The organism is Streptomyces sp. NPDC054770 (assembly GCF_053611985.1).
In genome coordinates this window covers 59,312-79,902 of sequence record NZ_JBSHBL010000048.1, presented here as the reverse complement: position 1 = coordinate 79,902, position 20,591 = coordinate 59,312, and the positions used below count along the sequence as shown (strand labels likewise).

General features: G+C 71.9%; 17 protein-coding genes. 6 read left to right on the top strand and 11 right to left on the bottom strand.

All coding sequences use genetic code 11. The annotated features are described in order from the left end of the window. Positions 1-192: 192 nt before the first annotated feature. Both ACWGKQ_RS33745 and ACWGKQ_RS33740 read right to left on the bottom strand, forming a co-directional pair. The gene (locus ACWGKQ_RS33745) at positions 193-2,130 is read right to left on the bottom strand and encodes an amylo-alpha-1,6-glucosidase (protein ID WP_453295822.1); all 1,938 of its coding nucleotides are present in this window, start codon (positions 2,128-2,130) and stop codon (positions 193-195) included. Positions 2,131-2,194: 64 nt separating this feature from the next. Continuing rightward, the gene (locus tag ACWGKQ_RS33740) at positions 2,195-3,670 is read right to left on the bottom strand and encodes an MGH1-like glycoside hydrolase domain-containing protein (protein WP_453295821.1); all 1,476 of its coding nucleotides are present in this window, start codon (positions 3,668-3,670) and stop codon (positions 2,195-2,197) included. Between the two features lie 120 nt (positions 3,671-3,790). On the opposite strand from ACWGKQ_RS33740, the gene ACWGKQ_RS33735 reads away from it, so the two are divergent. The 3 genes from ACWGKQ_RS33735 to ACWGKQ_RS33725 all read left to right on the top strand — a co-directional run bounded on the left by ACWGKQ_RS33735 (position 3,791) and on the right by ACWGKQ_RS33725 (position 8,707). Continuing rightward, the gene (locus tag ACWGKQ_RS33735) at positions 3,791-5,011 is read left to right on the top strand and encodes an ROK family protein (protein WP_453295820.1); all 1,221 of its coding nucleotides are present in this window, start codon (positions 3,791-3,793) and stop codon (positions 5,009-5,011) included. Between the two features lie 420 nt (positions 5,012-5,431). Beyond that, positions 5,432-8,152, top strand: a complete 2,721-nt coding sequence (gene ppdK / locus ACWGKQ_RS33730) for a pyruvate, phosphate dikinase (protein ID WP_453295819.1) — start codon at positions 5,432-5,434, stop codon at positions 8,150-8,152. Positions 8,153-8,485: 333 nt separating this feature from the next. Next, positions 8,486-8,707 (top strand): hypothetical protein, encoded by a 222-nt coding sequence (locus ACWGKQ_RS33725; protein ID WP_453295818.1) that lies wholly within the window; start codon positions 8,486-8,488, stop codon positions 8,705-8,707. A gap of 277 nt (positions 8,708-8,984) precedes the next feature. Here ACWGKQ_RS33725 and ACWGKQ_RS33720 read toward each other — a convergent pair whose 3' ends face one another. Beyond that, entirely contained in the window at positions 8,985-9,713 is a 729-nt protein-coding gene (locus ACWGKQ_RS33720; RefSeq protein ID WP_453295817.1) for a rhomboid family intramembrane serine protease, read from the bottom strand. A gap of 81 nt (positions 9,714-9,794) precedes the next feature. Then, the gene (locus ACWGKQ_RS33715) at positions 9,795-10,901 is read right to left on the bottom strand and encodes an Lrp/AsnC family transcriptional regulator (RefSeq protein ID WP_453295816.1); all 1,107 of its coding nucleotides are present in this window, start codon (positions 10,899-10,901) and stop codon (positions 9,795-9,797) included. Between the two features lie 80 nt (positions 10,902-10,981). On the opposite strand from ACWGKQ_RS33715, the gene ACWGKQ_RS33710 reads away from it, so the two are divergent. Then, the gene (locus ACWGKQ_RS33710) at positions 10,982-12,142 is read left to right on the top strand and encodes a lactate 2-monooxygenase (RefSeq protein WP_453295815.1); all 1,161 of its coding nucleotides are present in this window, start codon (positions 10,982-10,984) and stop codon (positions 12,140-12,142) included. Between the two features lie 17 nt (positions 12,143-12,159). Here the strand turns inward: ACWGKQ_RS33710 and ACWGKQ_RS33705 are convergent, their stop codons facing one another. After that, positions 12,160-12,969 carry an SDR family NAD(P)-dependent oxidoreductase gene (locus ACWGKQ_RS33705; RefSeq protein WP_453295814.1) on the bottom strand — a complete coding sequence of 270 codons (810 nt, stop codon included), beginning with the start codon at positions 12,967-12,969 and terminating at the stop codon, positions 12,160-12,162. Positions 12,970-13,070: 101 nt separating this feature from the next. Here ACWGKQ_RS33705 and ACWGKQ_RS33700 point away from each other — a divergent pair, with 101 nt between their 5' ends. Together ACWGKQ_RS33700 and ACWGKQ_RS33695 are read left to right on the top strand one after the other, a co-directional pair. Then, entirely contained in the window at positions 13,071-13,637 is a 567-nt protein-coding gene (locus ACWGKQ_RS33700) for a TetR/AcrR family transcriptional regulator (protein ID WP_453295813.1), read from the top strand. A gap of 103 nt (positions 13,638-13,740) precedes the next feature. Further along, entirely contained in the window at positions 13,741-14,319 is a 579-nt protein-coding gene (locus ACWGKQ_RS33695; protein WP_453295812.1) for a YciI family protein, read from the top strand. 35 nt (positions 14,320-14,354) lie between these two features. On the opposite strand, the gene ACWGKQ_RS33690 is transcribed toward ACWGKQ_RS33695, so the two are convergent. From ACWGKQ_RS33690 to ACWGKQ_RS33665, 6 genes are all read right to left on the bottom strand, one after another. Then, entirely contained in the window at positions 14,355-15,287 is a 933-nt protein-coding gene (locus ACWGKQ_RS33690; protein ID WP_453295811.1) for an aminoglycoside phosphotransferase family protein, read from the bottom strand. Between the two features lie 68 nt (positions 15,288-15,355). Further along, positions 15,356-15,706: a nitrite reductase small subunit NirD gene (nirD, locus tag ACWGKQ_RS33685; protein WP_453295810.1), complete on the bottom strand. Its 351-nt coding sequence runs from the start codon at positions 15,704-15,706 to the stop codon at positions 15,356-15,358. Next, entirely contained in the window at positions 15,703-18,324 is a 2,622-nt protein-coding gene (gene nirB, locus ACWGKQ_RS33680; protein WP_453295809.1) for a nitrite reductase large subunit NirB, read from the bottom strand. The genes nirD and nirB overlap by 4 nt, the downstream gene beginning before the upstream one ends. Further along, positions 18,324-18,650 (bottom strand): hypothetical protein, encoded by a 327-nt coding sequence (locus tag ACWGKQ_RS33675; protein ID WP_453295808.1) that lies wholly within the window; start codon positions 18,648-18,650, stop codon positions 18,324-18,326. The genes nirB and ACWGKQ_RS33675 overlap by 1 nt, the downstream gene beginning before the upstream one ends. A gap of 264 nt (positions 18,651-18,914) precedes the next feature. Beyond that, positions 18,915-19,538, bottom strand: a complete 624-nt coding sequence (locus ACWGKQ_RS33670; RefSeq protein WP_453295807.1) for a class F sortase — start codon at positions 19,536-19,538, stop codon at positions 18,915-18,917. A 167-nt stretch (positions 19,539-19,705) separates the two neighbouring features. Further along, on the bottom strand, positions 19,706-20,227 hold the full coding sequence (locus tag ACWGKQ_RS33665) for a hypothetical protein (protein ID WP_453295806.1): 522 nt from the start codon (positions 20,225-20,227) through the stop codon (positions 19,706-19,708). Positions 20,228-20,591 lie beyond the last annotated feature (364 nt).

The window sequence follows — 20,591 nt, the reverse complement described above, 5'->3', positions numbered from 1 at the left end:
AAACGGCGGGCCGACGCTGGGGAGGCCTGGACCCGACAACTTTCCGTACGGCTCACACATGGCCCCTGTTCAGGCCTTTCGGCAAACACAGGGCAAACTACAGCGCCCCAAAGGGGCGCGGGGCTGTGTCGATATGCGGCTCCGCCGTGTGGGCGCGAGCAACCCCCGCCAACCCGCGCCCGGGACGCAACCCTACGCACCCCCCACCGCAGTCAACAACGCCAACGGAGCCGCCGCCGACCGCGATTCGCGTACGCACGCATGCGGATACGGCACCGGCTCCGGATGCGAGTCCCGCCCGTACCCGGCCAGCACCTCCGGCAACCGGTGCCCGCCCGCCGTCGCCGCGTCCACCAGCCCGTGCGCCACCGCCCGCGCCTCGTCGTGCAGCCCGTACCGCGCCAGCCCCAGCGCGATCAGCGCGTTGTCGTGCGGCCACACCGAACCACGGTGGTACGACAGCGGGTGGTACGCCGCCTGCCCCGCGGCCAGCGTCCGCACCCCCCACCCCGAGAAGAAGTCCGGCTCCAGCAGCCGCCGCCCGACCACCTCCCCGTACTCCTTGTCCAGCAGCCCGGACCACAGCAGGTGCCCGGCGTCCGAGGCGAGCGCGTCGACCTGCCGCCCCTCCCCGTCGAGGGCCAGCGCGGGGAAGGACGCCTCCCGCATCCAGAAGTCCTGCTGGAACCGGTCCCGCAGATCACCGGCGGCCTGTTCCAGCAGCGCCGCGTACGTCTCGTCGGCCCACGCCGTCCGCGCCAGCCACGCCGTCCGGCGCAGCGCGTCGTACGCGTACCCCTGCGCCCCCGCCGCCATCACGGTCCCCATCGGCCGGCTGCCGTCGGCGGAGCAGATCGCGCCGGGGGAGTCCTTCCAGTTCTGGTTGGCGAGGCCGCCCTTGTCCGCGCGGTAGACGAGATAGCCGCGCGAGGTCAGCCCGCCGTGGTCGAGCATCCAGCCGACGGCCGCGCGCGCGTTGCGTTCGAGCCGGCGGGCCATGTCCAGGTCCCCGGTCTGCTCGACATACGCGCCCAGCAGGATCAGGAACAGCGGTGTCGCGTCGACCGATCCGTAGTAACGCCCGTACGGCACCTGCCCGAAGTGGGCCAGTTCGCCGTGCCGTACCTCGTGGACGATCTTCCCGGGCTGGGCCACCGAGTGCGCGCCGGTCTCGGTGGCCTGGGTGGCGGCGAGGGCGGGGAGGGTGGCGGCGGCCAGGTGCGGGCGGTAGGGGAGGGCGAAGAGGGAGGTGAGCAGGGCGTCGCGGCCGAGCAGGGTGAGGAACCAGGGGGCCCCGGCCGCCGGGACCTTGAGCTCCTCGCCGTCCGGGCCGGTGGCCGGCACCTGGAGGGTGGCGAGGTCGGAGAGACCGCGGGCACAGGCCGCCGCCAGCTCCGGCCAGCCCGTCGGGAAGGCCACGCCCTCCACGAACTCGCCCTCCAGCGCGAGGAGTTGTTCGTTCAGTGCGGCCGGGTCGCGGGGCACCCGCAGCGCCCGCCGGTCGCCGTGCGGGCGCGCCATCACCCGTACCAGCAGTTCGGTGGTGCCGTGCGGTTCCAGTTCCAGCGTCCACACCATCCGCCGGGCGCCGGTCCCGGTCTCCTCCACGGCGTCGGGGGCGGGCTCGGCGGTGATCGTCGTCGAGGACCGCCACTCGCCCCGGCGGTAGCCGAACTCCAGCCCGTCGTCGAGGACATGGCGGGAGCGGACGGCGCCGGCCTTGGTGTAGGTGCGGTGGTCGGCGCGGAGTTCGAACTGGTCGGTGAAGTCGGCGTCGGCGGTGATCGCGAGCCGGATCGTGGTCGGCACCGGGCGGTTGCTGGTGACCCGCAGGGACTCGGCGAACGAGCCGTAGCCCACGGCCTGTTCACGGAAGAGCGTGTGCGCGGGCGGTTCCTGGCGGCCGCCGCGCGGGACCAGGACACAGCGCGTGCCGTCCCCGTCGGTGACCGGGGTGAGCACCTCGGGCAGCGCCCCGTCGACGGTCAGCTGCCAGCGGCTGAGGTGCCGGGCGTCCCGTACGAATAACCCGTCCGGGGAACCGCCGCCCCGCACGCCGCTGATGTCGCCGCGGTCGTCCACGGCCGCGAACGTCGTGCCGTGCACGAGCAGATGATGCCGGTCCGTCATCCCCGGTCCCCTCCTCTGTTCCTCAGGTCGAACGCGCGGTGCCCGCCTAAGACACCGCGTTTTGTCAGCTCTTGTCCAGGTTTTGACGTGCACTGTGTGGCTCTTCGCGTGCCGCGGGGTGCGGTGCGGCGGTCCGCCGGTGGTGCAGGTCCAGCGCGAGCGCCGCCGTCCACCCGAACCCGGTCGCGCCGCACGCCTCGCCCGTGAACGGGTCGACGTACTCGGCGAAACCGCTCGCGTCGGCCGTCCGTACGACCGCCTCGGCGAGCGCGTCCGCCCGCTCCCGCTCGCCGTGCTCGCGCAGTCCCCGCTCCAGCAGCCACCCGGTGTTGAACCAGGCGGGCCCGCGCCAGTAGCGGTGCGGGTCGAAGGCCTCGCCGAGCAGGTCGTAACTGGGCACCAGGCGGGTGCCGGTGCCGAAGTGCGGGCCGTCCAGGGTGCGGACGAGCGCGGCGGCGATCTCCCGGGGCAGCTCGGGCAGCAGCAGCGGGACCAGCCCGGAGACCCCGCGTTCGGGGATCAGCGCGCCGCCCTCGCCGCCGTCCTCGCCGCCTCGCAGGTCCCGGCACAGGAAGATCTCCCTCTCCGGGTCCCACAGCCGGTCCACCAGCGCCGCCGTCAGCCGCCCGGCCCGCGCGTGCCGGGCCGTGCCGGGTGCGCCCAGCTCCCGTGCGATCCGGGCGAGGGCGTGCTCGGAGGCGATGAGCAGCGCGTTGAACGCGGGGTCCTCGACGGCGAAGTCCCTGGTCCGGTCCGCGTATCCGGCGTCCCGGTAGTCGGCCGCCAGCCGCACGTACCGTCCGTAGTCCAGGTCCGTGGGCCGGTCCTCGGCGGCACCGTGGTCCAGGTCGGCCCGGCGGAAGGAGCGCGCCGGGGCCGGGGTGACCCGGGCCAGCGGGGCGTCCCAGCAGGGGCTGTTGTCCATGCCCTGCTCCCAGGGGTGGACGACGGACGCCAGCCCGCCGCCGCCCAGGTCGCGCCGGTGCAGCAGATAGCGGTGCCAGGCGGCCAGCCGTGGGTAGACGCCCGCCAGGAAGCCGCGCGCCCGCGACAGGCCCGGGTCGGCGAGGTGCACCAGCCAGGCCGCCAGCGCGTGCACCGGTGGCTGCACGATCCCGGAGGTCTGTACGGTGCGCGGGGCGCCCGCAGCGCGCCCCGCGGTCGAGGAGCGCCAGAAGTCGGGGCTCGGGAAGTACGCGTCGAGGGGCACGGAGGGGTTGAAGACGATGTGCGGGATCCGCCCGTCGCCCCACTGGGCGGCCAGCAGCGTCTCCAGCTCCGTCTGCGCCCGCAGCGGCGAGAGGTGCCTGAGGCCGATCGCGATGAACGCCGAGTCCCACGACCACTGGTGCGGGTACAGGCTCCGGGAGGGCACGGTCGAACTGCCGGTCCAGTTGTCTTCGAGCACCCGTGCGGCCCTGACGTGCAGGGACCGTCCGCCGGCGACCGCGGTGCCGGCGGTGGTGGCGCGGACGGGCGGCGGATCGTATGCAATACCGCGATCGAGCGCATGGGTGGTGAGCTGGGCAGTGCGATCCACTCGGGACTCCCCGAAGACGTCCGGCCGGCCGGGTTTGGCTGTGGCTACCGTAGGGTTACGTCTATTTAACACGCAAAACTCAATATGTAATGCAAGCTTGAGAAACACAAGGGGGTGCGCATGACCGGACGTCCCGGCAGGACCGGCAAGGGCGGCGGACAGGCGAGCGCCGGCGATCTGCTCGAACTGGTGCGCAACGGGCGGGCCGTGACGCGCGGAGCGCTCCAGCAGGCCACCGGACTCTCCCGCGCCACCGTCGGCCACCGCCTGGACCGCCTGTTCCGCGCGGGCTGGCTGCGCGAGGGCGCCGGCGGCCCGGTCGACTCCCCGCTGGGCGGACGTCCCTCCATCACCCTCGAATTCGACGACTCCCACGCCGTCGTCCTCGCCGCCGACCTGGAGACCCGGCACGCCCGCGCCGCCGTGCTCTCGCTCACCGGCGAGCTCCTCGCCGAACACACCGGCACCCTGGTCATCCAGGACGGCCCGGACGCCGTGCTCGGCGAACTCGGCCACTGGTTCGCCGAGTTGCTGGAGAAGGCGGGCCACCGCGCCACGGAGGTGTGCGGGATCGGCCTCGCGGTGCCGGGGCCGGTCGACATGGACACCGGCCGGGTCGTCCAGCCGCCGATCATGCCGGGCTGGGACGGCTACGACATAAGGGGCCGGCTGGCCAGGGCGTTCACCGAGCACACCGGCGCGCCCGCCGTCCCGGTCCTGGTGGACAACGACGCGAACCTGCTGGCGTACGGCGAGCAGCGCACCGGATACCCGGACTGCTCGGCGTTCGTCCTCGTCAAGGTCTCGACGGGTATCGGCGCCGGGGTCGTGGTGGACGGCTCGATATACCGCGGCGTCGACGGCGGCGCCGGGGACATCGGGCACATCCGGGTGGGTGCGGAGGCGCAGTGCCGGTGCGGTTCGTACGGCTGCCTCGCCGCGGTCGCCAGCGGCGGCGCGGTGGCCCGGCGGCTGGCGGAGGCCGGGGTCCCGGCGTCCTCCGGCTCGGACGTGCGCGACCTGCTCGCCTCGGGCCACCCGGAGGCGGCGGCGCTGGCGCGGGAGGCCGGCCGCATGGTCGGGGACGTGCTGGCGACGGTCGTGACCCTGCTCAACCCGGGCGTCCTGATGATCGCGGGCGACCTGGCGGGCACCCCGTTCCTCACCGGTGTCCGCGAACTGCTCTACCAGCGGGCGCTGCCCCGCTCCACCGCTCATCTGGACGTCGTGACATCGCGGCTGGGGGAGCGGGCCGGGCTGGTCGGGGCCGGTGCGCTGGTCGTGGAGCACCTGTACGCGCCGGAGCGGGCGGAGGAGCGGTTGCTGGCGCTGGGCGTGTGACCGGGGCGTTTCCGGCGGGTTGTGGTGTCCGCGCCCGCGTCCGCATGGTGAACCCGGGCGGTCTGTGGCAGCGTGATTCTCGCCACCCTTGATAAGGGTTGCGCTCAGATGAGCGGATCATGAGCGACTGCACTTCTCCAAGGGGTGGCACTGGGTGCCACCCCTTGATCGTTCATCGATCGAAATCAGGTGTGCGGTCTACTCGCTCATCTGAGCGGAAAGGTGTGATGCTGAGCGGTCTTGCGTTCAACAAGTGAAAACACGAACCGGTCTCCGCTTGCCAAGCTTTGACTTTCGATCCGGTGGCGGACGACTGGTTACGGGCGCATGACACGCAAGTAGACGTACCCAGGCTCCTTCGATCTGGGTATGTTCCTGGCCGTCAGGGCAGCCACCGAGTCCTCGAGGGAGTCGAGACCCGTGTCGGAAAACAAAGATCCCCATGGTGTGAAGTTCGTTTACGACTTCACCGAGGGAAACAAGGACCTCAAGGACCTCCTGGGTGGCAAGGGCGCGAACCTCGCCGAGATGACCAACCTGGGGCTCCCCGTTCCCCCGGGCTTCACGATCACGACGGAAGCCTGCAAGGTCTACCTCGACAGCGGCGAGGAGCCGGTGGCACTGCGTGACGAGGTGAGTGCGCACCTCGACGCCCTCGAAGAGCGGATGGGCAAGAAGCTCGGCCAGCCCGACAACCCTCTCCTGGTCTCGGTCCGCTCCGGCGCCAAGTTCTCCATGCCCGGCATGATGGACACGGTCCTGAACATCGGCCTCTCCGACAAGTCCGTGCAGGGCCTGGCCAAGCAGGCCGGCGACGACCGCTTCGCGTGGGACTCCTACCGCCGCCTCATCCAGATGTTCGGCAAGACGGTCCTCGGCGTCGACGGCGACCTCTTCGAGGAGGCCCTGGACGCGGCGAAGGACGCCAAGAAGGTCACCGTCGACACCGACCTGGAGGCCGCCGACCTCAAGAAGCTGGTCACCAGGTTCAAGAAGATCGTCAAGACGGAGGCCGGCCGGGACTTCCCGCAGGACCCGCGCGAGCAGATGGACCTCGCCATCAAGGCGGTCTTCGAGTCCTGGAACACCGACCGGGCCAAGCTCTACCGCCGCCAGGAGCGCATCCCCGGCGACCTCGGCACCGCCGTCAACGTCTGCTCGATGGTCTTCGGCAACCTCGGCCCCGACTCCGGCACCGGCGTCGCCTTCACCCGCGACCCCGCCTCCGGCCACCAGGGCGTCTACGGCGACTACCTCCAGAACGCCCAGGGCGAGGACGTGGTCGCGGGCATCCGCAACACGGTCCCGCTGGCCGAGCTGGAGAACATCGACAAGAAGTCGTACGACCAGCTGATGCAGATCATGGAGACGCTGGAGAACCACTACAAGGACCTCTGCGACATCGAGTTCACCATCGAGCGCGGTCAGCTGTGGATGCTCCAGACCCGCGTCGGCAAGCGCACCGCAGGGGCCGCCTTCCGCATCGCGACCCAGCTGGTGGACCAGGGCCTGATCGACGAGACGGAGGCCCTCCAGCGGGTCACCGGCGCCCAGCTCGCCCAGCTGATGTTCCCCCGCTTCGACGAGCAGGCGAAGGCCCAGCACGTCGGCCGCGGCATCGCCGCCTCGCCGGGCGCGGCGGTCGGCAAGGCGGTCTTCGACTCGTACACCGCCGTGAAGTGGTCCCGCTCGGGCGAGAAGGTCATCCTGGTCCGCCGCGAGACGAACCCCGACGACCTGGACGGCATGATCGCCGCCGAGGGCATCCTGACCTCCCGGGGCGGCAAGACCTCGCACGCGGCCGTCGTGGCCCGCGGCATGGGCAAGACCTGCGTCTGCGGCGCGGAGGACCTGGAGGTCGACACCAAGCGCCGCCGGATGACCGTCCCCGGCGGCCACGTGGTCGAGGAGGGCGACGTCATCTCCATCGACGGCTCGTCCGGCAAGGTCTACCTGGGCGAGGTCCCGGTGGTCCCCTCCCCGGTGGTCGAGTACTTCGAGGGCCGGATGCACGCGGGCGCCCATGACGCCGGCGAACTGGTCGAGGCGGTCCACCGCATCATGGCCTTCGCGGACCGCAAGCGCCGCCTGCGGGTGCGTGCCAACGCCGACAACGCCGAGGACGCGCTGCGCGCCCGCCGCTTCGGCGCCCAGGGCATCGGCCTGTGCCGCACCGAGCACATGTTCCTCGGTGACCGCCGCGAACTGGTGGAACGCCTGATCCTGGCGGACACCGAGGAGGACCGCGAGGAGGCGCTGAGCGCCCTGCTCCCGCTCCAGAAGAAGGACTTCGTCGAGCTCCTCTCGGCGATGGACGGCCTCCCGGTGACGGTCCGTCTCCTCGACCCGCCGCTGCACGAGTTCCTGCCGGACATCACGGAACTCTCGGTCCGGGTGGCCCTCGCCGAGTCCCGCCAGGAACCCCACGAGAACGAACTCCGCCTCCTCCAGGCGGTCCACCGCCTGCACGAGCAGAACCCGATGCTCGGCCTGCGCGGCGTACGCCTGGGCCTGGTCATCCCCGGCCTGTTCACGATGCAGGTCCGCGCCATCGCCGAGGCCGCCGCGGAACGCAAGAACGCCAAGGGCGACCCCCGTGCGGAGATCATGATCCCCCTGGTCGGCACGGTCCAGGAACTGGAGATCGTCCGCGAGGAGGCCGACCAGGTCATCGCGGAGGTGGAGGCGGCGACCGGCACCAGCCTCAAGCTCTCCATCGGCACGATGATCGAACTCCCGCGGGCGGCCCTGACGGCCGGCCAGATCGCGGAAGCGGCCGAGTTCTTCTCCTTCGGTACGAACGACCTGACCCAGACGGTCTGGGGCTTCAGCCGCGACGACGTCGAAGCCTCCTTCTTCACCGCCTACCTGGAGAAGGGCATCTTCGGGGTGTCCCCCTTCGAGACGATCGACCGGGACGGCGTCGGCTCCCTGGTGGCGGCAGCGGCGAAGGCCGGCCGCGCCACCCGCCCGGACCTGAAACTGGGCGTCTGCGGAGAACACGGCGGCGACCCGGAGTCGGTCCACTTCTTCCACGAGGTAGGCCTGGACTACGTCTCCTGCAGCCCGTTCCGCATCCCGGTGGCCCGCCTGGAAGCGGGCCGCGCGGCAACGCAGTCGACCGGCAGCGACCACCGCTGAGGCGCACTGCCCGCGAACCCCGGGTCCGCCGTCCGTCCCCGACCCTCAAGACCGATGGACGGCGGCCCCGGCACGCAAGAAGAGGGACGGCACCCTGTGCGGGGGTGCCGTCCCTTCGTGCATGAGCTGCGGATGCGGGACCGCTTGGCGCCCGGGCGTCCGCCTCAGCGGCCCCCGGCTGCCGTCAGCCCCGGTTCGTGACACAACCGTGTCAGTCGCCGGAACCTCATCGAATCTCGAAATGCCTGGTCAGGGGCGTGGCGCCGGTTCGCCCCGGTGGATCTGTGCCGACGGCCACAGCCAGCGGGGCGCAACGTGGGCTCATACTGAGTCATGACTAAGCCTGCGGCACCGAAGCGTCACCTGCCCACCAGCCCCTTCAAGGCCCCGGTTCCACCGGCTCCCAAGCACTTCGAGATGGGCGATCAGGTCACGCATGACGTGTACGGCCTCGGCCGGGTCATCGGCATCGAGGACGGAATCGCGGCGCTCGTGGATTTCGGTTCTACCCAGATGCGGATCCTGAGCCCGTACGCGAAGATGACCAAGCTCTAGAACCGCTGTGCCCGGTCACGGCACACCAGGCCCCGTCCGGGGTCTGTGACGAAAGGCAGCACTCTCATCGACTCGACCTCACTGTTCTCCGCACCGGAAGGGCAGCCCCGCCGTTCCACCGCGGTGTCGCCGCCCCCGGCGACAGACCCCTTCCAGGCTCCGGACTTCGGAGAAGACGACGCCCTCTGGCCCGACTGGTCCGAGGAAGTTCAGGAGCCCACCCCGGGCACGCGTAGGGGGCGGTCCAAGGCCGCCTAGTCCCGTAGGCCTGCTGTCGTCAGAGCAGGCCGAGGTCGTCGAGTTCCTTGTAGAGGTCGGAGCGCGGGGAGCCGGGGACGGCGCGCGGGGCGCCGTCGGCCGTCGCCCCGGTGGTGCTGTCGGCGGTGCTCGTCCGCGGGCGCCGGTCCCGGAAGAGCCACGCTCCGACCAGGCCCCCGAGCAGCCCGCCGAGGTGGCCGAGCCAGCTCACCCCCGGTGTCCCGGGCACGGCCACGGTGAGGAGGTAGGCGAAGGACGCGCCCATGACGACCCCGATCAGCGTGTCGATCAGGTGCCGGTCGAAGAGTCCCCGTACGACGACGTAGCCGAAGTATCCGAAGATCAGGCCGCTGGCGCCGACCGTCGCCACGTCGCCCCGCTCGAAGAACCAGACCACCAGGCCGCTGCTCAGCGCGATCAGCAGGGTCAGCCCGAGGAACCGCAGCACTCCCCGGTAGGCGGCGAGGAACCCGAAGACGAACAGCGGGCCGGAGTTGCTCTCGATGTGTGCCCAGCTCCAGTGCAGCAGCGGCGCCACCAGGACGTCGGGCAGCGTGCCGACGTCGCCGGAGACCACCGCGTAGTCCCGGGAGAAGGCGTAGTGGTCGGCCCAGTTGGCCAGTTGCACGAGCCAGACCACCGCGAGCAGGGCGAACATCATGAAGAACGCCTTCCGCGCCTCCGTGATCATCTGCTCGGGACTCGTCGGTACCGGGCCGGCCGCCCGGTTCTTGTTCGGCGCACCCATGGCAGGCTCCCCCTCGAACGGATGTCGCGTCCCCACCACGGCGCACTCTACGGCAGCCCGGTGACAGCCGCCGAGGCCCGCTCACAGGGCCGGATCCGCCCACAGGTCCGCCGGTACGACGCCGACCGAGCGGCCGTGCGCGTCCAGCAGACGGCCGAGGAGTTTGTCCTGGCGCAGGGTGATGACCCGGTCCGCGATGTCGAGGGTCGGGTGGGTCGTCGCCAGGTGGGTCTCCAGGCGGAGGATGTCGCTGACCGAGTGCAGGCCGGCCTGCAGGATGAGGTTCTGGGGGCCGCTGATGGCCGCGCAGTTGCGGGTCTCGGGCAGCCGGATGAGGGCGTGGCCGATCTCGGGGAGGTCGGCGGCCGGGACCCTGGCCCAGAAGGTGACGGCGACCGGCCAGCCGCCGAGTGAGCGGGCGAAGTCGCAGCGGAAGCGGAGCAGCCCCTGGCGGGTGAGGGCTTCGACGCGGCGCTTGGCGGTGGAGAGGCTGACGCCGAGGTCCCGTGCCAGGGTCTGGTAGGGCGCGCGGCCGTCGTGCGCGAGACGGGTGGCGAGGGCGCGGTCGAAGGAGGTGGGCTGCCGGTGCGCCGCCGTGCCGCCGGTGCGGGCCGGGGGCGGGGCCGTCAGCCGGGCGCGTTGGGCCGGGGCCAGGGCGGCGATGCGCCAGCGGCCGCCCTCGGTGAACATGTGGGTGACGATCCGGGACCGTACGACGGTGATCCCCGGCAGGTGGGGGAGCAGGTCGAGGGTGTAGCGGGACAGGGCCGGCAGGTCGCGGGTGGCGACCGTGGCGAGGATGTCGTGGCCGGAGGCCGTCCGCTCGATCGTCACCATGTGGGGGTGGGCGCTCAGCGCCCCGGCGACCCGGGCCGTCGTCCCCGGAGCGCAGTCGATCACGACGTACGCCACGCAGATCTGCTCCAGCAGCAGCGGGCCGGGGGAGAAGCTCACCCAGGCCGTGCCCTGCGCGGAGAGGCGGTGGAAACGGCGGGCCACCGTGACCGGGTCGACGCCCAGGGCGCGTCCGAGCTCGGTCCAGGAGGCCCGCGGGCTCAGCTGCAAGGCGTTGATCAGCGCCAGCTCGTCCTCGGTCAGCAGCGCCGGTACGGCCGAAGCGGCGGCAGCATCCTGCGTCTGCTCGCCGTCCGAGCCGGAATCCTGCGTTTCGGAGCCGTTGTGCGCCACTCTCCCATTGTGTACTTCGAGCATCGTGTGCTTCGAGAGGCCCGCACCCCGCGGGCGCAGTCGTGAGGAAGGGCCGGATCATGGCGTTCGCCGACTACCAGAACGAGATCTACCTCGACGGGCTGCGCGGAGTGGTGCCGCGCTTCCCGATGACGTACGACGATCTGGAGCCGCTGGCCCAGGCCGCGATGGCCCCTTCGGTGCGCTCGTACGTCGCGGGCGGCGCCGGCGACGAGCGGACGCAGCGGGCCAATGTCGGCGCGTTCGAGCACTGGGGGCTGGTGCCGCGCATGCTGGTGGGGGCCACGGAGCGGGACCTGTCCGTCGACCTGTTCGGGCTGCGGCTGCCCTCGCCGCTGTTCATGGCCCCGGTCGGGGTGATCGGGCTGTGCGCGCAGGACGGCCACGGTGACCTGGCCGTCGCCCGCGCCGCCGCCCGGACCGGCGTACCGATGGTCGCCTCCACGCTGACCGTCGACCCGCTGGAGCAGGTGGCCGGCGAGTTCGGCTCCACCCCTGGCTTCTTCCAGCTGTACACCCCCACCGACCGGGAGCTGGCCGAGAGCCTGGTGCACCGGGCCGAGAAGGCCGGGTTCAAGGGGATCGTGGTCACCCTGGACACCTGGATCACCGGCTGGCGGCCCCGCGACCTGAGCACCAGCAACTTCCCGCAGCTGCGCGGGAACTGCCTGGCCAACTACACCAGCGACCCGGTCTTCCGGGCCCGGCTCGGCAAGAGCCCGCAGGACGACCCGCAGGCCGCCGTCGCGCTCTGGGCGGGGATCTTCGGCAACCCGCTCACCTGGAACGACCTGCCCTGGCTGCGGTCGGTCACCGATCTGCCGCTGATCCTCAAGGGCGTCTGCCATCCCGAGGACGTCCGGCGCGCCAAGGACGCCGGCGTGGACGGCATCTACTGCTCCAACCACGGCGGCCGCCAGGCCAACGGCGGCCTGCCCGCCCTCGACGCGCTGCCGGGGGTGGTCGAGGCCGCCGACGGCCTGCCGGTCCTGTTCGACTCCGGGGTCCGGACGGGCGCCGACGTCGTCAAGGCGGTCGCGCTGGGCGCCACCGCCGTGGGCGTCGGCCGTCCCTACGCCTACGGCCTGGCCTACGGCGGTGAACCCGGACTCGTCCACGTCCTGCGGGCGCTGCTCGCCGAGGCCGACCTGATCATGGCCGTCGACGGCTACCCGACGCTCGCCGACCTCACCCCGGAGGCGCTGCGCCGCGTCGCCTGACCGGTGAAGCCGGGCTGTCAGTCGGTGCCGGCCGTGACCTGCTCCCAGCGGTCGTACTCGGCCATCAGCTCGGTGAAGCGGCCGCGCACCATCTCCAGACCGGCGGTGGCCACCGCCAGGTGCAGCGGGGGCTCGTCGGTGCCGGTGATGTCGGCGACGGCCGCCATGGACTTCACCAGGTCGCCGCGTACCGCCTGCTCGGAGAACTCGGCCATGGTGGCGTAGGCGGGCGCGTAGTCCGGGATGGAGGCGGCGGGGAGCTTCGCGTTGCCCTCGAAGCCGGTGTCGAAGCCCGCAGGCTCGACCAGGGTGACGTGGATGCCCAGCGGGGCGAGCTCCAGGGCCAGGCCCTCCGTCAGGTTCTGTACGGCGCTCTTGGAGGCGCAGTACACGGCCATCGTGGGCAGGCTGACGTGGCCGCCCATGGAGCCGATGTTGAGGATGTGGCCCGAGCGGCGCTCCCGCATGTGCGGGAGGACGGCCTGTATCACCTGGACCAGGCCCACCACGTTGGTCTCCAGCTGGTCGCGCAACTGCTCGGGGCTGATCTCCTCGACGGCGCCGACCTGGCCGTAGCCGGCCGCGTTGACCAGGGCGTCGACGGCGCCGAAACGGTCGACGGTCGCCTTGACGGCCTGCTCGATGCCGGCGGGGTCGGTGACGTCGAGGCGCGTGACCAGGACGTTGCCGAGGCCGGCGAAGGCCGGGTTGGCCTTGGCGGTGTCCCGCATGGTGGCCGCCACGTTCCAGCCGCGGGCGGCGTACTCGAAGCTCAGCGCCTCTCCCATGCCGGTGGAAGCGCCGGTGATCAGAACGGTCTTGCTCATGGTGCTCTCTCTCGTTCTCGCGTGACTCTCGTGTGCCGTGGCCCCCCACTAAACAGAATCAACAAAACATGTATAGCACGCCCAGTCGGTATGGTGTGCGTATGACCGTGACCCGGGGGGACACCCAGCGCCGCGAGCAGGTGCTCGCGGCGGCGCTGACCGTTTTCGCCACGTTCGGCTATCGCAAGACGTCGATGGACGCCGTGGCCCGGGCGGCCGACATCTCCCGGCCCGGCCTGTACTTCCTCTTCTCCGGCAAGGAGGAGCTGTTCCGCGAGACCATGCGCCAGGAGCTGGACCGGGCGCTGGCGGACGTCCGTACGGCGCTGGCCGCGCCCGGCACGGACCTCGGGGCGCGCCTGGTCGCCGCGCTCGACGCGAACCTGGGCCGGTACGTCGGCACGCACCTCAACGAGGGCGTCGACGACCTGCTGGAGCACGGGACGGCCCAGCTCCACGACATGTACGACGACTACCGCGACGCCTTCCTCGACACGCTCGCGACAGCGATCACCGACTCCGGCGGACCGGCGACCACCGCGGTCACCCCCCACCAGATCGCCGAGGTCCTCCAGGCGGCAGGCGAGGGCTGGAAACACCGGGTCGCCGACCGCGCGGAGTTCGTGCAGAAGCTGGGCGTGGCGGTCGGGGTGGCGCTGCGGCCGTAGGGCGTGCGGGGCCGGATCGCGTCATCGTGCCCGAACCTTGCGTTACTCGGGCTCGGGGAAACCGTGTTGAGACGCTCTGCCGTCCTGCGTAAGGCTCCCGGTCATGGAGTTCTTCTGTTACCACCGTGACCGTGCCGGCTCCGAGGTGTTGCGTGGGGAGTTGGGGGAGAAGCACTGGGCCTACATGGACCGCTACGCGGACGAGTTGACTGCCCGGGGGCCGACGTTCGGTGTGGGCGGTGAGGTACCGACCGGGAGTGTGCACATCGTCGACCTGCCCGGCCCCGCTGCTGCCCGGGCGTTCGCTTTCGACGAGCCGAACTACCAGGCCGGCGTGTACCGGGATGTGCTGCTGCGGCGGTGGCGCAACCTGCTGGGACGCACCATGTGGGAGTTCCCCGGTGGCCGAAGCGGTGGCAACCGGTACCTGGTGCTCGGGCTGGGGCCGGTGCGGCCGGTGCACATCGTCGACGGAGTCGTCGCCGAGCCCGGCCTGCCGTCCGGCGGCGACCAGGACGGCCTGATCGCCTTCGGGCCGCTGCTGTCCGACGACGGCACCACCTGGGTCGGTACGGCGGCGCTGGTCCGGGCCGCGGATCGGGACCGGGCGGCGGATGTCCTGGCGCCGGTCCGGTACGCGGACGTCGAGGTGCATGAATGGGAGTTCGGCGGACGGCGGTGATGAGGGGGGGCGTTCGGCGGTCGTACCGTCTCCGCCTAGACGGCCAGTGACTCCGCCAGTACGTCGGCGCATTCCGTGATGCGGTCCAGCCGGGGGCCGCTGCGGGCGACGCGGAAGCCGTGCCGACGGCCCCAGAACGCTGCCTGGACGGCATGGAACTGGGCCCAGCGGCGGACGCGTTCACGGTCGAGCTGCGCCGCCTCGGCGAAGACGTCCAGGAGGCGGCGGGCCGTCTTCGGCAGGTCGTCGGCCTGCATGAGGTTCAGGGCACGGGACTTGAGGAGCGTGCCGCCGTCGTACGCCGGGTCTCCCACGTAGCCCTTCGGGTCGACCGCCAGCCACGGCTCCCGGTCCGCCCGCAGGATGTTGCGCGCGTGCAGGTCGCCGTGGACGAGGGTGTCCGGCTGGGACCGGCCCAGTTCGCGGGCGGTGGCGACGGCCGCGTCCAGCGCGCGGGTCGGCAGTGCGTGGGACAGGTCGGCGGCGTCCTTCCGCAGCTCCGCCACCCACTCGTCGGCGCGGTCCCGGAGCCGGGGCAGGCCGGCCGGGGCCGGGATGGCGAGGCGGTGGTTCAGCCGGCCCGCGACCGCCATCACCGTCTCGTCGTCGGACTCCAGCGCCGCCAGTGTCGACACCCGGGCCCGCTCCAGGAGGAGGGCGAACCGGGCGTCGTCGCGCCGGTGGAGGCGGACCGCGCCACGGCCCGCCCACGCCTCGAAGGCGTCCGGTTCGTGGACGTTGCCGGGGTGCGGGAAGGACACCTTGACGACGCAGGGGCGGGCGGTGGGCCGATGCCGGACGGGGACGATCAACCCGACACCACCGTGGGTCACCTCGCCGTCCGGTGCGCAATCCCAGCGTTCCATCAAGTCCTCGACGATCGCGGGGAGTTCGATGATCCACGCCGCTCCGCGGTCACCCTCGCGATCGATCGTGCCCCGCACCAGCGCCTCTGGAATGCCGATCATCCTGGCACCCTACGCGCCCGGACCGGACCGCAGGGCGCAAGGCGGCGCGACCGTCCTCCTTCGGCGGTTCAGGCCGCCCGGACCTCGTACGCCGTCACCCGTACCGTGTCGTCGTCCAGGCACTCGCCGGTCTCCAGGTCGAAGCGCTGCTTCAGGAGCGGGGAGGCCACGAACGGGCGGCCCTGGTGGGTGCCGGTCAGGCCGCGGGACAGGACCGCCGCGCCGCCGAACGGGTCGCGGTTGTCGATGGCGTAGAGGCGGTCGGCCCGGTCGCGGAAGAGGGCGACCTGGCGGCCGTCCGGGAGCAGCGCGGCCACGCCCCGGCCGGGGGTCAGCCGGTTCAGGTCGCAGACCGTGAACCAGCTGTCCGCCAGCTGGAGCTGGACCTTCAGGTCGGTGGTCTCGGGTGCCAGGGTCATCGCTGGGCGCTTCCTTCCAGAACGTCTGCCGGGTCTTGCGCGGGGCGGCGCATGCCGATGGACAGCAGCGGCAGGTCGGGCTTCATCTGGTCGCGCTCGGGGACGAAGCCGACGACCGGGTCGGGGGTGTCGGGGGCGTTGACGAAGGACACGAACCGGGCGAGCTTGTCCGGGTTGTTGATGGTGGTCGCCCACTCGTCCGCGTAGCCGGCCACATGCGCCGCCATCAGCGACTCCAGCTCCTCGCAGATGCCCAGGGAGTCCTCGACCACCACGTCACGGACGTGGTCCAGGCCGCCCGGGATCCGCTCCAGCCAGGTCGACGTGCGCTCCAGGCGGTCGGCCGTACGGATGTAGAACATCAGGAAACGGTCGATCAGACGGACCAGTTCGGCGTCGGTGAGGTCCTGGGCGAGCAGGTCCGCGTGGCGCGGGGTGGCGCCGCCGTTGCCGCCGACGTACAGGTTCCAGCCGGCCGCGGTGGCGATGACGCCGAAGTCCTTCGACTGGGCCTCCGCGCACTCGCGGGCACAGCCGGAGACGGCGGACTTGAGCTTGTGCGGCGACCTGAGCCCCCGGTAGCGCAGCTCCAGGTCGATCGCCATCCGCACCGAGTCCTGGACGCCGTAGCGGCACCAGGTGGACCCCACACAGGACTTGACGGTCCGCAGGGCCTTTCCGTAGGCGTGCCCGGACTCGAAGCCGGCGTCCACCAACCGCATCCAGATCAGCGGGAGCTGCTCGACCCGCGCGCCGAACATGTCGATCCGCTGACCGCCGGTGATCTTCGTGTAGAGGCCGAAGTCGCGGGCGATCTCGCCGATCGTGATCAGGCCCTCCGGGGTGATCTCACCGCCAGGGATCCGCGGGACGACCGAATACGAGCCGTTCTTCTGGAGGTTGGCGAGGAAGTGGTCGTTGCTGTCCTGGAGCGCCGCCTGTTCGCCGTCCAGGACGTAACCGCTCGCGCCGATCGTCGGGGCGAGGGACGCGATGATCGACGCCACCGCCGGCTTGCAGACCTCGCAGCCGTCGCCGCCCCGGGCGCCCTCCCGGCCGTAGCGGTCGAGCAGGTCCCGGTAGGTGTTGATGCGCAGGGCGAGGACGATCTCGTACAGCTCCTCGCGGGTCTGCGCGAAGCAGCCGCACAGGCCCTTGTCGACCTCGACGCCGGACGCCTCCAGCTCCGCCGTGACCAGCTGGCCGAGCACCTTCACGCAACTGCCGCAGCCGGTACCGGCCTTGGTGCACTTCTTCACCTCCGGCACGGTGGTGCAGGAGTGCTCGGTCACCGCGCCGCGGATCGTGCCCTTGCTGACGTTGTGGCAGGAGCAGATGACCGCCTCGTCGGGGAGCGCGGACGGGCCGAGCTGGGCGCCGCCGCTCGCGCCGGCCGGCAGCACCAGCGACTCCGGCGAGACCGGCGGCACCGAACCGGTGAAGGCCTTCAGCGTGCCGTACGCGTCCGCGTCGCCGACCAGGATGCCGCCGAGCAGGGTGCCGTCCCGGCCGATGACCAGCTTCTTGTACAGGCCCGACCGGGCGTCGGAGTAGACGACGTCCAGGCAGTCCCCGCTGGTGCCGTGCGCGTCCCCGAAGGAGGCCACGTCCACGCCGAGCAGCTTCAGCTTGGTGGACAGGTCGGCGCCGGTGAAGGCGGCCTCGTCGGAGGCGATCGTCGCCGCGGCCGTCTCGGCCTGCTCGTAACCCGGCGCCACCAGGCCGTACACCCGGCCGTCCGCCGCCAGCGCGCACTCGCCGATCGCGAACACGTGCGGGTCACAGACGGTACGGCACTGCTCGTCGACCGTGATGCCACCGCGCTCGCCGACCGTCAGACCGCAGTCGCGGGCGAGCTGGTCCCTCGGCCGGACGCCGGCGCTGAACACCACCATGTCGGTGGCGAGTTCGGAACCGTCCGACAGCTTCATGCCCGTCACGGCGCCTTCGGAGTCGACCACGATCTCCTGCGTGCCGACGCCCGTGTGGACCGTCAGGCCCATCTCCTCGATGGTGCGCAGCAGGGCCGCGCCGCCACCCTCGTCCACCTGCACCGGCATCAGCCTCGGTGCGAACTCCACGATGTGCGAGGTGAGTCCGAGCCCCTTGAGCGCGCCGGCCGCCTCCAGCCCCAGCAGTCCGCCGCCGACCACCGCCCCCACCGCCGCCCCCGACTTCGCGTACTCCTCGATCGCGAGCAGGTCCTCGATGGTGCGGTAGACGAAGCAGCCGGTCGCGTCCTTGTGCGGGACCGGAGGCACGAACGGGTAGGAACCGGTGGCGAGTACGAGCGTGTCGTACGCGAATGCCCTGCCGGACCGGGCCGTCACCGTCTTCGCCGCCCGGTCGATCGTCTCCGCCGGGTCGCCGACGTACAGCTCGATGCCGTGGGCGTCGATGAACTCCATGTCGGTCACGGAGAGTTCGGCGGGCGTCCTGCCCGAGAAGTACGAGGTGAGGGCGACGCGGTCGTACGCGGGGCGCGGCTCCTCGCACAGCACGACCACACGGTGCGTGGCGGTCATGCCGCGTTCGGCGAGCGCCTCGAGGAAGCGCTGCCCGACCATGCCGTGACCGACGAGTACGAGCGTGGGGGTGGCCCCGGGGGCGGCGGTCATCAGGAGCCTCCATCATTGGTGAGCAGGTGGAGCGGGCGGGGCGGGCCGATCAGGGGGTGCGGGCGGTCCGGCGCATCCTGCGCGTCGTATGCGATCGCCGTGCCGTCCGCGCGGCCGGCGGTCCGGGTGGTCACCTCGGGGGCGTGGTCGCGGCCGGCCGGTGTTCCGGCGAGCGGCACCCGGCGCCATGCGCGGTGCTCCTCGTCGCCTACGGACGTCGGTGGCCTCCCGGACTCCACGGGGGTGCCGGGCTCGCCGGGCCGCCGGGCGGGACGGGCGCCGGTGAGGCCGGCGCCGATCACCACCACACGCGTATTCGAGGTCATGTCCAGGAGCGTGCGGGGCCGACGTTACCCGGCCGCATCACAGCTGTTTCCCGCGAGGAACGCTGCCCTCTTCGGGGGCGGGGAGTGGGTGTGAGGGGTCCGGGAGAGGGGCGGCGGGGACTGTGAGGTGGGGGAAACACGGGGTGGCGGCGGGGGCGGCGGGGTCAGTCAGGCGGGGGCGCGGCTGTGTACGTCGCCTCGAAGGCCTGGAACGCGCGATCGGTCAGCGATGATCAACCGCGACTGCCGGTCAGCGACTGATGCTCAGCGACTGTTGGTCAGATGGGCGAAGACGACGACGTTCCCCTGGTAGCCGGTCGTGCGCGAGTAACCGCCACCGCAGGTGATGACGCGGAGCTCGGGGCGTTTCGCGGCACCGTACACCTTCTCGTCGGGGAAGTCGCGGGCCTGGTAGACCTCCACCGCGTCGACGCTGAACACGGCGACGCTTCCGTCCCGCCGGTCCACCTCGATGGTCGTGCCGCGTCTGAGCGCGCCGAGGTCGTAGAAGACGGCGGGGCCCTCGGTGTTGTCGACATGCCCGGCGACGATCGCGGTGCCGGTCTCGCCCGGGGTGGTGCCCGCCTCGTACCAGCCGGCGAGGTTCTTCTCACCGGCGGGCGGTACGTCGAGGCTGCCGGCGGGGGTGAGGGCGAGGCCCATGAGGGGGGCGTTCACACGGATGGCCGGGATGCGGATGCGGGTGGGCGGGGACGGGGGCAGCGCGGGGGCTTCGAGACGTTCCTCGCCGGGGTCGGGGCGGCCCTCGGCGGCGGACGGCTGGGGCGGCGCGCTGTGCGGTCCGATGCCGGGGCCGAGCAGCCATACGCCGGAGCCGAGGGCCATGACGGTCACAGCGGCTATCGCGGTGTCCCCGATCTTGCGCATGTGAACCCCTCCTCCTGGGGTTAGAGCTTCTAACGAGGGGGTGAGGTGCCAGAGGTGGTGAGAGCCTCTGACGAACGTGACCCCCTACCCCCTCCGGGCCGCGAGGGGCGTCGGACCCGGAGGGGGTGGGATTGCGGTACCGGCGGACGGACAGCGGAGGGTGTCCGTCAGATCACATCGCCTCTCGCCCGGCGATGCAGGAGCCAGGTACCGCCCGCGGCGGCGACGGCAAGAGCCGCCACGCCCGCCGCGGTCTGTGCGGGGTCGGAGCCAAGAGCGCCTCCGACCCCCGTCCTCACACTGCCGTGGGGCTGCACCTGCCCCGCGGCCGGCGTCAGCGCCACCACCAGGTCCCCGGTCACCTGCCGGGTCCCCTCGGCGCACTTCGCGACGATCTCGTACGTCCCCGGTTGCGCGCTCGGCGGCACCTGGAACTGCCCGATCGCCTCGCCCTCGTGCGTACTGGGCGCAAGGGTGAACTGGCCGGCGCCGACCGAACTGGCGTCCCCGACCGCCGTTCCCTTCTCGCCGCACGCCGCCGTGTTCACGGTGACCTGACTGCCCGCCGTCGCGGTGGACGGGTACACGTCGAGGCCGCCGGTGCCGCCGCCGTACGCCGGCGCGACGGCGAGTCCGGCCGTGGCCACGGCCAGCGCGGTCCCGGTCAGCAGGCGGGCGCTGCGTCGCATGGTGCTCCCTCGTCGAGGTCGTCCACTCCCTTGCTCTACCGAGGTAAAAGCCAACCGCCCGGCCGCGCTCCCTGAGGAACCGTCAGTTTTGGGATGAACGGGTGTCACGACGGGGGTCCGGGAACCCCGTTGACGAGGAGTTCGGGCAGGTCAAGGGGGTCGCACGGGCACCGGTATGAAGAACACACGAACGGCGGGCGCCGGGGGGAACGAACGGGTGACCCCCCGGCCAGGGGCGGGGTCCGCGCAGCAGTCCTGCCGGCGCCTGCGGCGGCGGTGCGCCGGCCGGTGCCGTCGGCCACGTCGGCGGATCGCCGGGACGCGCGGCGGATGCCGCCCGCGGCGGAAGCGGACCTGGGGCGGT